We start from the raw sequence: 12,802 nt of genomic DNA, 5'->3' as shown, positions 1-12,802 counted from the left end.
TGCTTCCTATCAAGAGGTGATCAGGACGGGACTGCTATTCCGCTTGGTAGCGGAGGAACAGACGGTGGATGCGCTACTGGCCCGAATTCCGTTGGCGGCAACGGCGTAGGTACGTCGTAGTGAGAATTCCAGCTCCCACTGTCGAACGGCGCAAAGGCCCTCCCGCCGAGCGGGCCGACATCGTGATGGCGAAACAGGTTGGTAGCTGGACCCAACGATCTGGCTGAGTGCGCCGGGTCGATCAACAATGTGCGGGTGCCGCCTCCCGGTAAGTCCTGGTAAGCCTCCAATGACGGATAGTTGGTGCGTGTGCCATTCACCTCTACACCTTCCCGCCCCGGGGTGAACACGAGGTCGCCGTTGACGGTGATTGTGTGCCCCGCCAACGGTCCGTTCGGGTCGGCGGTAATGCTTGGAGCGAAGGGATTTCCAGCGTCGTATTTGATCCGGACCGACCCGTCGGCTAACTGGGTCACGCTGCCCTTAGGTGCGCCGACCTTGACGGTGCCCGGCGCACCGGTGGGAGTCTCCTCGACAGACGGATTCTGACGCAGAACCACGATTCCGTTTTCGTAATCGATGTAGGTCGTCACCTTAGTGTCCTCGGGGTTGAAGTGCTGATCGGCTTTACGGTTGTTACCGAGATCGCGGTTGCCGGTGAGGGAACTTGTCACGTCGCGTTGTTCGATCCACTGCGAGACACGGACCACTCCCTGCCCGGGTACGGGGCGGATCCTGACCACACGGATCTCCGATTTGGCGCCGTTGAACTTGGGGTCATAGGTCTGCGAATCCAGCGCGGCCGCAGTCTCCCAGTCGGCGTCCGACGTCGGTTCACGGCCAAAGACCTGTTTGAAGGCCTCAATCTGGTTATGACGACGCTGGTCCTGCGAGGGCGATTCCGGAACATCGCCGTCAAATGCCTGGATCGGCGGGTCGTACCCGTCCTGCTTACGCAGGTTGGCCATCGAAGCGTGCAGCTGATGAGAATATTGATCGCGAATTCGCGTCAGATTGCTTACCGACGCCTTGGTGTCATCGATCGCGTGCTTCTCGAGTCCGTCGATGTAGTGATCCAGCAACTGCCTCTCCGAAGCCGTCAACTGAGCGTTCTTCTCCAGCTCGACCGCCTCGCCGATTTGATCGTCGAGATCTTGCAGCGCTCCTTCAAGCGACGAAATCTCGCCCTTTCCCGATCGTTGGGCCTCGGCCAGGGAGGCCGCGACGTTCTCGAGATCCGCGCCGATTCTGGGCAACTGAGCTGCTTGTACCCCGAGCGCGTTCGTGGCCCGCTGTACCTCGGCCGAGTCGTTGATCGGGTTCTCGCCGTTCTCGCGTGTCCAGGCTTTGTCGAAGCGACTCCGCGCCAGGTTGAATGCGGCTTCCGCTTCGCCTGTGGATCGCCCCGCGTCATGAAACGCTTTTGCGAGATTCGAGATCTGGGCCGGCCGCCCGCTCTGCAATGTGGCATTGATCTTCCACGGGTCTCCGCCCGCGAACATGATCAGTGCGCCCTTGCTTATGTATCGGAGATGCACCGCATCGTCCCGCCGCCAACCCTTCTTGTCGCACGTAACGGTACTGACGCGCCACGCCGGGTCAATTCACCTTTGGTGACGTGCGAGGCTCCTCACACGGGCTTTTCGCGAGCGGCCGACTAGGCTGATCGAACGTGCCAGACGCCGCCCAGGATGCCGACCTGCTGACCGCCGCCGCGGTCGCCCTGAATCGGCATGCGCCCATGCTGGCCGAGCTCGGCTCCGCTTTCGCCGCCGCCGGCCACGAGCTCTACCTCGTCGGCGGTTCGGTACGAGACGCGTTGTTGGGCAGGTTGAGTCCCGACCTGGACTTCACCACCGACGCGCGCCCCGAGCAGGTGCAACAGATCCTGCGTCGGTGGGCCGACAACATATGGGACACCGGGATCGAATTCGGGACCGTTGGTGTCGGTAAGGGCGAGCACCGCCTGGAGATCACCACTTTTCGCGCCGACACCTACGACCAGGTGTCCCGCAATCCCGAGGTGCGATTCGGCGACCGCCTGGAGCACGATCTGGTGCGGCGCGATTTCACGGCCAACGCGATGGCCGTGCGGATCTCGCCAGAGGGGCCGGGCGAATTCCTGGATCCGCTGGGCGGTTTGGCGGCGCTGCGCGCGCGGGTGCTGGACACGCCTGCCGCGCCAGAGGTGTCCTTCGGCGACGACCCATTGCGGATGTTGCGCGCGGCGCGGTTCGTCTCACAGCTCGGCTTCGGCGTTGCACCGCGAGTGCGAGAGGCGATCGATCAGATGGCCCCGCAGCTGGCGCGGATCAGCGCCGAACGAGTAGCCACCGAACTGGACAAACTGGTGCTCGGCGACGACCCAACGGCCGGCATCGATCTGCTGGTGCAGACCGGCATGGGTGAGGTGGTGCTGCCCGAGGTCGGCGGCATGCGGATGGCCATCGATGAACATCACCAACACAAGGACGTCTACGAGCACTCGTTGACGGTGTTGCGCCAGGCGATCGCCTTGGAGGACGACGGCCCGGACTTGGTACTGCGTTGGGCCGCGCTGCTGCACGACATCGGCAAGCCCGCGACTCGGCGCCACGAAGCCAACGGCGGCGTCAGTTTTCATCACCATGAAGTCGTCGGCGCCAAGATGGTGCGAAAGCGCTTGCGGGCGTTGAAGTATTCCAAGCAGATGGTCGAGGACGTTTCGCAACTGGTGTATCTGCATCTGCGGTTTCACGGCTACGGCGACGGGAAGTGGACCGATTCCGCCGTCCGGCGCTACGTCACCGACGCCGGCCCGCTGCTACCCCGACTGCACAAGCTGGTGCGAGCCGATTGCACGACCCGCAACAAGCGCCGCGCCGCGCGGCTGCAGGCCAGCTACGACCGGCTCGAGACGCGGATCGCCGAGCTGGCCGCCCAGGAGGATCTGGCCCGGGTACGCCCCGACTTGGACGGCAACCAGATCATGGAGTTGCTCGGCATCCCGGCCGGCCCCCAGGTCGGCGAGGCATGGCGGTTCTTAAAGGAGCTCCGGTTGGAGCGCGGACCGCTGGACAACGACGAGGCGACCGCAGAGTTGTTGGCGTGGTGGAAGTCTCGGGGGAACGAGTAGCGGCAGCCACGCGTCCGAATATGCATGGACTACTGCATGGCTGGTGATAACGGCGCCGCCTTCTGGCACGGGCAACCCGACCTCGATCTGGACCACGACGGGCGCTTCGAATCGATCGGACTGGATTTCGACCACGACGGATTACGCGACGACGCCCTCGCCGATCTCGACGGCGACGGCATCGTGGATCACGCTGTGCTGGATATCGACAACGACGGTACCCCCGAGGCGTACTTCACCGACGACGGATCCGGGACATGGGCGGTGGCCATGGACCGAGGCGGCCAGCTGCGCTGGTTCGGCCTCGATGGTGTCGAACACACCGGCGGCCCCCTGGTCGACTTCGACGCGCACGGGCGTGCCGACGCCCGCCTCGTCGATACCGATGGCAACGGGTTGGCGGACCGCGTCCTGCGTTCCGACGAAAACGGCGTGACCGGCTATGTCGACACCGACGGCGACGGCAAATGGAATGTGCGGCTGACCGATTCGGATGGCGACGGCCTCGCCGACGGTGCGAGTTCGCTCTGAGGGTGGCGCTGGCCTAGCGACGGCGCGATGTTATTGCGCCACATAAGCATTCCATTTCTCGTCGCCGAAGCCGGCGGAGATCCCTGGTCGACCGATGCCAGCGTGCAAGCGGGCCGCCCAGCACAGATCTCGTCGTTGGCGCGGGCGTTCCGCGACGCCGGAGCGAGCACGTCTGAGGCGGTCGTTGCCTTCGAGGCCGCTCGCCGTCGCTTCGAAGCGTCGTGGAACCGCCAGAACAACGAGCATCCGATCAACGACGCCGATGAGGTAGAACGCGTGACCCGGTCGTTGGGTCTGCAGGCCGAGCGATTGCCCACGATCGCAGTCGAATTGGAGACTATTGCCGCAGCGTTGGCCGAGGCTCAGCGAGCCTCCGCGTGGTACCTCGCCGCACTGGAGTACGACCTGGAAGTCATCGACGACGAGCTCTGCGAGGCCCTCGCAGACAACGACCACTGCGCGGCCGACGATCTGCGCGGTGAGGCGGTTACCGAAACGAAAGCGATAGTGCTGGTACTCCGGCAGGTTCGCGATCGGTATTCGGTCAACCTTACGGCCGCGATAGGGGATCTCCGCGTCGAGGGGGTCGACCCGGCAGACATTCAAGGCGTCGACGAACTATCGATTCCGTCGGCGGGCAGCAGCTCAGAGGAGGGCAGGCGATGGTGGGAGTCGTTGAGTGCCAACCAAAAGCGACTGCTGATAGACCAGCACCCGCGCGAGTTAGGCAACATGAACGGCATACCGGCCGACGTGCGCGACGCGGTGAACCAGGCAACGATGAAAGACGACCTGCGCAAGGTTGAAGACGCCGCCCATCAGCGCGGGCTGGTGCCCTCGGCGCTCCGCGAGGACGCGCTCAACAACCGGAAGTCGGATGTGTTCACCAACCCCGGTGATTACGGGTTGTGCGCCACCGACATTTCGCGATACCAGAACGCGGTGAAAACGAACGACTTTCTCGAGCGCGACAAAAGGTCCGATCTGCCGGCGGGGCACCCAGTCATGCTGTGGGCCTACGACCCGCTGGCTTTCAACGGCAAGGGCAGGGCGGCCGTCGCGATCGGCAACCCGGACAAGTCTCGTAACACGGCGGTCATCGTCCCGGGCACCAACAGCAGCGTGCGGGGAGGGTGGATGTCCGACGGGACTGACGACGCGATCAACCTTTACGTACAGTCAATGAAAGCCGACCCCAGCCACTCGACGGCGGTGCTGGCCTGGATGGGTTACGACGCACCCGAATTCGGCCAACCGCATTGGCAGCAGGCCATCACCGATCCCGCGGAATTGGAGCAGGTTGGCACCCCGTGGCGGGCGAGGCAAGCAGGGGCGCTGCTGGCCGCGGATGTCAACGGCCTGGCCGCGACACATGAGTCGGCATTCCCGTCGCACGTGACGGTTCTTGGACATTCCTACGGTGCCACCACCGTTGCCGATGCGTTTGCGAACAGCGGCATGCGCGCCAACGATGCTGTGCTAACCGGTTGCCCAGGAACCGATTTGGCGCATCGCGCCGCGGACTTCTCTCTCAACGGCGGCAGACTGTATGTGGGCGCCGCGTCGACCGATGCGATCAGCTGGATCGGTGAGACAGGCGGCGGCCTCCCGAACGGACTGAACGAAACGCTAGGCGGGCCGGTGGGACCGTTGGCAGGGCTGGGCAGCGACCCGGCGCACGCGGGATTTGGGGCGGTGCGGTTCCGTGCCGAAGTCGCGGGCTCGCACAGCGTCATGCCCTGGTTCACCGACCATTCGCGCTATTACGACGTGGGCAGCGAATCGCTGCACAACATCACCGAGATCGTCGTCGGGCACGGCGATCGGCTGGCCGGCGAGGGCATGCTGGCGCCGGACCGGGCCGCAGCGCGCATCGCCCTTCCTTTCCAGTTACACACCCCCTTGGGCACGGTTTCGCTGCCGCATGTCGAAATCCAGGTGCCCATGACTGTCGATCCGGAATGGGATCGGCCCGCGCAATCGGTCACCAATGACCATGGTTTCTAGGGGTCCTCGTGCTGGCCGCTCCGCCTGGTCCGTGGGTGAATTGACCACCCCCGAAGCCGCATTTAGCCTGATCGAAAGGTGTACGCGGCGTCGAGACCGTTTATCGGATCAGATCGGAAGGAGTGCCAGTGTTCGTCGATACGGATCTTTTGCATTCCGGAGGCAATCAGTCCCACCGCGCAGGAGGGCACGCCCAGGACGGGGCGGATCAGTTGGCTGGCGGAACCGTGGCAGCGGGGATGTTCGGTGACTTCGCTGCGGCCGACGCCTTTCACGGCGCGGTCTCGGTCGCGCACGGTCAGCATGTGAAAACCCTGCAGGCCCACAGTGAGACGCTCACGGGTGTCGGCACCAAGGCGCACCACGCGGCCAAGGGGTTCACCAACATGGACGACAACAACGCCGACGACATGAAGGCGTTGCGACCGAGTTCTGGTCCCTCTGTACAGAGCGTGTAGAGAGTGCCGTGACGGAGGATCCAGCTTCACGTCTGGGTGGGCCCTATGTTGGTCCACCGGTCCGGCAGCCGACCTAGCGGCCGCAAAGCGGCGGTATTGCTCGTATCTCGGTTAGCTGTTGAACTATGGAAGCAAATTCGAGACGGTCTCGAAAGCGCGGGCAATCATGAGGAGGACGCATGGTGGGGGATCTGCCTCCAGCTCCCGAGGAGAGGCCGGCCGCCGGCCCGCCGACAGGCCCCACGCCTTGGGCTCCAGTCTTTCCCACGCAGCCATCGGCGCGCCCTCGGGCATGGCCAGCTATCGTCTTAGCCGCGATTGCCGTCCTGCTGGGCATCGCGGCCCTCGTTGTCGCATTAACGCGGCCTGGGACTAGTCAGTCAGTTGCATCCTCAGCCACATCGGCGCCAGCGCCGTACAGCGCGGACCAGACTGCTGCTGCACATCAACAACTGTGCGATGCGTACAAGCTTGCAGCGCGCGCGGTCCAAATCGACACAAACGGCGATAATCCCGCCTTGGCCGGAGTCGCCAGCGTGAATGGGGCGGTAATGCTGGAACAGGCTGTAAACGCGGGGCCGGCGCTCGCATCCGGCGATCGGGCCGCCGCCCTTGCCTTAGCGGCGGCATATAGCAAGGCCACAGCGATGGGAAGCTGGTCGCAGAGGGATGATCCTGCCTTTCGAGCGGAGGTCGATGATGTCAACGCGAAGGACGCCGCGATGAAGAAGGTATGCGGTGTCAGCTGACTGCTCCATTGATTGAAGTAGGAGGCTGGAAAATTTTTAAAACATCGCAGAGGGTCTTGCCGACCGGAGGAGGGGCATATGGCGGGAAGGGTGCGCGGTGGCGGTTGACCTTCCGCCCGGTACCTGGACCGCCGCGCTGATCGGACCATGGTGGCCAGGGCCATCAACGGCTCTGCGCGCCGGTGCCCAGCACTGGAGCGAAGCATGTGCAGAACAGCAGGCTTATTCGCAGACCTTGCGCACCAAGTGGACGTTATTCGCGGCGCACAATCAGGGTCACACGGCGGATGACCTTATACACCGATTTCAGCAGGGCGAGAAGTTTCACCTGGATCTCGCTGAGAAGTACCAGACAAAGGCGTCGGCATTCAATTCGGCGGCAGACGCGAATGACTATCTGCGAAACCGACTGTCCGACATAGCGAATAATGGCAACAACGAGATCAATCAAATACTCGCATCAAAAAAGCCACCGCCTGAGAAATTAACGGAAGTACAAGCTGTTCAAGCGCGCTGCAACGCGGACGCCGCGAACGCTAGTCGAGACGCCGTCGACAAGATGATGGCGGCGACGCAAAAGATTCTCGATGCTGAAGGCACCGGCGGTGACGCCCGTAGCTGGGCACAGGCAAATGGGTTCAATGTTGGCGATCCCACGCCGCCGAACCCAGTTAGTAAAGAGGACTTGCAGACCCCGCGGACGACACCGGCTGGCTTTGGTGTCGGGGGCACTCACGGCGGACCGTCACCGGCCGGCGGTCCGGGCACTACCCCGGGGGACAGCGGTCCAGGCTCGGTTCCGGCTGGATACGGCACAGGGCTTGGCCACGGTGGGTCGGGTCCAGGTGGCGGCGGGACGGGGGGGCCTCTGGGGCAGTTCGGTACCGGTCCGGGTCACGGAGGCCAGGTATCGAGTGCCAACGTGCCGGCAGGCTCGCCCGGGCTTGGACCCACAAGCGGGCCCCAGACGAGCGCGCCGTTGGTAAATGCGCCAGTTCAGGGCAGCCCCGTACCGATCTCGCCGGCGTCACCCGCCGGCCTGGGCCCAGGAAGTCAGCCCGGTTTGGCCCAAGCCTTCACCTCTGGCTTGGCGACCGGGCAGTCGACGGGACCTGGCGGACAGGCGTTCACCGCGGGGCCGATTCAAGCGATGGATTCCGGGATAAGTCAAGCTCCTCAAACCACACCTGCAGTCACACCGACCGTGCCCAGTGCAGGAGCATTCATCCCGACAGCCACTCCGGTCGACGCGCCCCCAGCCGCGTCCCCGGCGCCAACGACCATGGGGGGAGGCACTTCAGTTGCGCCCGTAATGACCGCTGGTTCATGGTCGTCGCCCGCCCCGACCATGGGTGTCGGCTCGTCCATTCCGTCGGGGCCGTTGCCCGCCTACGGTTCCGACCTACGCCCGCCAGTGGTAGCGCCTCCCTCCGTACCTTCCAATCCGGGGGGCCCCGTCTCGGGAGCACCGGTAGCGTCTTCGCCGGCGTCATCCCCGTCCGCGGGCGGGGCGGGCGGGCCATTGGTCTCTCCAGTGGAGCGGACGGCGTCCGGGGCCGCCGCGGGCCAAGCCGGTGCGGGGTCATCGACAATGGTTGGCGCATCGGCAGCTTCCGCAGCGACCGGCGCGACCGCTGGCGCCGTGTCGGCCAGGACGGTCGAACAACAGCGATTGCAGCGGCTCGTCGACGCGGTGGCGCGTCAGGAGCCGCGGCTGTCATGGGCGGCGGGATTGCGCGACGACGGTGCCACCACGCTGCTGGTCACCGATCTCGCCGGCGGTTGGATTCCACCCCACGTACGGTTGCCCGCCCACGTCACCCTTCTTGAGCCGATGGCACGACGCCATGACGTCAACGTGATGGATTTGCTCGGCGCCGTCACGGTGGCGGCTGCCCATCACCCCAACACCTATGTCACCGAGCCGGGACCCGACGAGCCCGCACTGAGCGGCGATCGGCCTGCCCGCTCGGCGGCGCCTGAAGTCGACCAACTTGGTCCCACCTTGGTCGATGCCGTACGCCGCCGGGACGGCCTGCCACGTATCGCGCAGGCGGTCGCCGCGCCCGCCGTGCGCAAAACGGGTGTCCTTCAAAGCGAATCGGAGCTGCTAAGCCAATACCTCGCTGAAATTCAACACTCGGTGCTGACCGCGTATCCCGGCTACGACCCAGCAGGCGTCGGAGACTGGATGCTGTTGGCCGCGATCGAGGCTTTGATCGAGGGGCATGAGTACCTGGCGAATTACCATTTGGCCTGGTTTGACGCCACCAGCCACCTGACCGGTTTGTAGCGCGGCCCTCAATCCTTTGGGTGAATACCGCTATCGGCATCCTGTGACAAAATGGGCGGCAAGCGATCGGCGTGCTCATGCACTTTCGAACTTTGCGACTGGCTTGGAGGTGAGACCTTGGGACCCAATGGAGGGAAACCGATTCGTTGGGATCCAACCACGACGCCTGATGCACCACCGGTCCCGCTCCCGACGTCGTCTCCTCCTGTTCCCCCAGGAGGTGTTTCGCCCGGCGATGGTGGGCAAGGAATGGTCGCGGGAGCCGGAAACGCCGGCGTCCCCAAAGACGCTGCGGACGCAGCCGCGGCAGACGCGGATCGCCGTGCCCATGCCGCCGATGCGGAGGCCAAGTTCCCGGCCAACGAGGCAAATAGCCAGCAGGACATGCAAATGGTCCAGCAGATGCTGCAGAGCGTGACCGGTGCCATCGGTGGTGCGATCGGAGGCATCATGGGCCCGATGACGCAGCTGCCCCAACAGGCGATGCAGGCTGGTCAGAGCGCCCTTCAGCCGCTGATGAGCGCAATGCAGGGCGCCCACGGCGCGGGCCTTGCCGACAGCGCGCATCTGGTCGACAACGTCGGCAGCGGCGGTGGCTCCGGCCTGGGCGGTGGCTCGGGCTTAGGCGGCGGCGGTGGAGGCCTCGGGGGCGGCGGCACCACGCCGGCCAGCTCGCTGGGGCCACCGCCGGTGCCGACGTCGTCCCCGCCAACCACACCCGCGGGCGCCAAGGCGCCGATGATGCCGCCGACCGGTGGCATGCCCGCCATGCCCGGGCAATCCGGCATGACCGGCATGCCGATGATGCCGCCGGGCGCGATGGGGGCCGGCGGCGAAGGCGGCAAGAAAGACAGCCCGGTCGAGAAGCGGGTGATGGCGCCCGGCGTGCCCAACGGCCAGCCGATCAAGGGCCGCTTGACGATTCCGCCGAACGCCCCGGGCAACAAATCCGGCGAGGCAAAGCCGACCGTCGTCACCAATAGGCCCAACCGCCGGATCGTGATCATGCCGTCCGAGGACGAGCCAAAGGAATAGCGGTGAACATCCCAGCCCACCGGAAGGTGACTGGTCGGACGGGTTGCCCAGCAGTAAGGTCGCTACGTAATCGCGGTCGGCCGATCCCAACGCACGCACCAAGTTGGGTTGCCCGTTATTGACAGCAGAACTGTCGATACGTGCACTATTGGTAAGTCTGCAGCGACCGCGCAATGCGCGGCCAGGAGTGTGTGGGAGTACTAGCGCGAAGTGTCCGGCAAGGATGCGGCGTCAAGAGGGCGCACAGGTGAATCACGGCGGGGAAGTCGGTGACTGATCCTCTGAAAATACAAGCGGTCACGGCGTTGTCTCGCGCCCACAATCTGTTCGCGGGCTTCACCACCGACCACGGCATCGACGATGCACAGGCCCGCGCCGCGGCGCTCACGCATCTCACCGCTGGGCTGCCCAGCGCGGCAGCTACTCGGTCGGATACCTCAAGAAAGCGGTTGACACGGTCGGCCCATGCGGACCGGATGCTGGGGCAGATCATCACCGCGGCGCGGGCCGATCACACGCACAGCCACGCTGCGACGCGAACGGTGCTCGATGCCGCCTTAACCGACACGACACCGGCCGCCGATACACCGATGGGTCGACGCGAGGCAGAAGGCCGTATGGCGGCGCGGCTGCGGACCCAACATCGCCACGTCGCCGGATCGCGCCGGCGGGCGAAGCTGCTCGCGCGCAGACTGCGACGCTTGCACTACCTTCGGGGGCGGTCGATGCACCACAACCAGGCCAGCGGACGCCCGGCCGTGTTGGCGGCCATCCGTAAAGCCTTGGACATCAAGGGCATTTACGACCCGGCGGCGCGCGCTCGCTGGGAACGTGGCATGGATCTGGTGGCCCGCCGCGAATCCAACTACAACGCCAACGCGGTCAACGACTGGGATTCCAACGCGGCGCGGGGCACACCGAGTAAGGGCGCCTGGCAATTCATCGCGCCGACCTTCGCGGCGTATCACCAGCCGGGGACCTCGCGCGACATCCACAATCTCGTAGCGCAGGCGTGTGCGTTCATCAACTATGCGATGGGCCGCTACGGGGTGGCAGTGGACGCCGCGAATTTGGCTGATCGGATTCAGCAGGCCGATCCTCACCGAGCACCCAAGGGGTACTGAGCATGCCGCTGAGTTTGTCTAACCGCGACCAGAACTCCGGGCACCTGTTCTACAACCGGCGGCTGCGCGCGGCGACCACCCGTTTCTCGGTGCGCATGAAACACGACGACCGCAAGCAGACGGCCGCGCTGGTGTTGTCGGTACTTCTGGTGGCCATCGCGTCGGGCTGGATGCTGCTGCTGAATGTTCTGAAACCGACTGGCATCGTGGGTGATTCCGCGATCATCGGCGACCGCGATTCCGGGGCGCTCTACGCCAGGATCGACGGGCGGCTGTATCCGGTGCTGAATTTGACGTCCGCGCGGCTGGCCACTGGCACGGCGAATCAGCCGACATGGGTGAAACCGGCCGAGATAGCGAAGTATCCGACCGGGCCGCTGGTCGGTATCCCGGGTGCGCCGGCGGCCATGCCGGTTCATCGGGGGGCGACGTCGGCGTGGGCGGTGTGCGACACGGCGGGCCGACCGCGCAGCTCCGAGCGGCCGCTGGTGACTTCGATCGCCGGGCAGCTCGAGGGCTTCGACCGCGCCACACCGCTCAGCGATGACGCCGGGGTGTTGGTCACGTTCGAGGGCAACACCTATGTGATCTGGGGCGGAAAGCGCTCGCAGATCGATCCGTCGAACAGGGCGGTCACGCTGAGCCTGGGTCTGGACCCGGGAGTGACTCTGCCGGTGGAGATTTCGCGGGCCCTCCACGACGCGTTGCCGGCGACCGAACCGCTCGGTGTGCCCGCGGTGCCCCTGGCGGGCACGCCCTCGACGTGGGTGTCGGGCTCACAGGTCGGCGCGGTGCTGCAGGCCCAGACCGCCAGCGGCGGCAAGCAGTTCTACGTCCTGTTGCCCGACGGGGTGCAGAAGATCACCAGCTTCGTCGCCGACCTGTTGCGCAGCGCCAACTCGTACGGCTCCACGGCGCCCCGCGTCGTGGCTCCCGACGTGTTGGTCAACATACCCGAGGTGTCCTCGCTCGCGGTGGACTACTACCCGACCAAGCGCCTGAATTTCATTGACACCGCCGCCGATCCGACCACCTGTGTCGGATGGGAGAAGGGCTCGACGGATCCGCAGGCGCGCGTTGTCGTCTACAACGGGCGCGGACTTCCCACACCGTCGTACCTGGACAACCGCATCGTTCACCTGGTGCGTGACGACCGCGACCCTGCCTCGGTGGTCGCCAACCAGGTGCTGGTGTTGCCGGGCGCGGCCAACTTCGTCACGTCGACCAGCGGCGTGGTCACCTCCGATTCCCGCGAATCGTTGTTCTGGGTCTCCGACAACGGGGTGCGGTTCGGCATCACCAATGACGACACGACGTTGCGCGCGCTCGGGCTCGATCCGGGATCGGCGGTCCAGGCCCCCTGGCCGCTGCTGCGGACCTTCGCCGCTGGCCCGGCGTTGTCAAGGGAGGCAGCGCTTTTGGCGCGGGACACCGTCCCGGCGCTCGGCAAGGTGGCTGTGGTGACGACATCGGCGAAGCCGGGAGGCTAG

Annotated in this window: 10 protein-coding genes; 9 read left to right on the top strand and 1 reads right to left on the bottom strand. The window is 65.3% G+C overall.

Going from position 1 to position 12,802, the window contains the following annotated elements:
• Positions 1–20 precede the first annotated feature (20 nt).
• Positions 21–1,502 carry a putative alpha/beta hydrolase gene (locus tag AC5Y4T_RS08955; protein WP_499952755.1) on the bottom strand — a complete coding sequence of 494 codons (1,482 nt, stop codon included), beginning with the start codon at positions 1,500–1,502 and terminating at the stop codon, positions 21–23.
• A 170-nt stretch (positions 1,503–1,672) separates the two neighbouring features.
• Here AC5Y4T_RS08955 and AC5Y4T_RS08950 point away from each other — a divergent pair, with 170 nt between their 5' ends.
• The 9 genes from AC5Y4T_RS08950 to eccB all read left to right on the top strand — a co-directional run bounded on the left by AC5Y4T_RS08950 (position 1,673) and on the right by eccB (position 12,802).
• Complete coding sequence (locus tag AC5Y4T_RS08950) at positions 1,673–3,115, top strand: CCA tRNA nucleotidyltransferase (RefSeq protein ID WP_499952754.1); 1,443 nt, start codon at positions 1,673–1,675, stop codon at positions 3,113–3,115.
• 24 nt (positions 3,116–3,139) lie between these two features.
• Positions 3,140–3,646 (top strand): pullulanase, encoded by a 507-nt coding sequence (locus tag AC5Y4T_RS08945; protein ID WP_499947194.1) that lies wholly within the window; start codon positions 3,140–3,142, stop codon positions 3,644–3,646.
• Between the two features lie 27 nt (positions 3,647–3,673).
• Positions 3,674–5,653: a putative alpha/beta hydrolase gene (locus AC5Y4T_RS08940; RefSeq protein WP_499952753.1), complete on the top strand. Its 1,980-nt coding sequence runs from the start codon at positions 3,674–3,676 to the stop codon at positions 5,651–5,653.
• 122 nt (positions 5,654–5,775) lie between these two features.
• The gene (locus tag AC5Y4T_RS08935; RefSeq protein WP_499952752.1) at positions 5,776–6,111 is read left to right on the top strand and encodes a DUF2563 family protein; all 336 of its coding nucleotides are present in this window, start codon (positions 5,776–5,778) and stop codon (positions 6,109–6,111) included.
• 518 nt (positions 6,112–6,629) lie between these two features.
• Positions 6,630–6,860, top strand: a complete 231-nt coding sequence (locus AC5Y4T_RS08930; protein ID WP_499952751.1) for a hypothetical protein — start codon at positions 6,630–6,632, stop codon at positions 6,858–6,860.
• Between the two features lie 1,642 nt (positions 6,861–8,502).
• Complete coding sequence (locus AC5Y4T_RS08925; protein ID WP_499952750.1) at positions 8,503–9,153, top strand: DUF5631 domain-containing protein; 651 nt, start codon at positions 8,503–8,505, stop codon at positions 9,151–9,153.
• A gap of 249 nt (positions 9,154–9,402) precedes the next feature.
• Positions 9,403–10,188 (top strand): hypothetical protein, encoded by a 786-nt coding sequence (locus tag AC5Y4T_RS08920; RefSeq protein WP_499952749.1) that lies wholly within the window; start codon positions 9,403–9,405, stop codon positions 10,186–10,188.
• Positions 10,189–10,457: 269 nt separating this feature from the next.
• Positions 10,458–11,312, top strand: a complete 855-nt coding sequence (locus AC5Y4T_RS08915) for a transglycosylase SLT domain-containing protein (RefSeq protein WP_499952748.1) — start codon at positions 10,458–10,460, stop codon at positions 11,310–11,312.
• Between the two features lie 2 nt (positions 11,313–11,314).
• Positions 11,315–12,802, top strand: coding sequence for a type VII secretion protein EccB (gene eccB / locus AC5Y4T_RS08910; protein WP_499917464.1), 1,488 nt, complete (start codon positions 11,315–11,317; stop codon positions 12,800–12,802).

The sequence above is a fragment of the Mycobacterium sp. NGS11 genome (assembly GCF_059813315.1).
The sequence above is the reverse complement of the archived record's forward strand: the minus strand, read 5'-3'. Positions and strand labels throughout refer to the sequence as shown.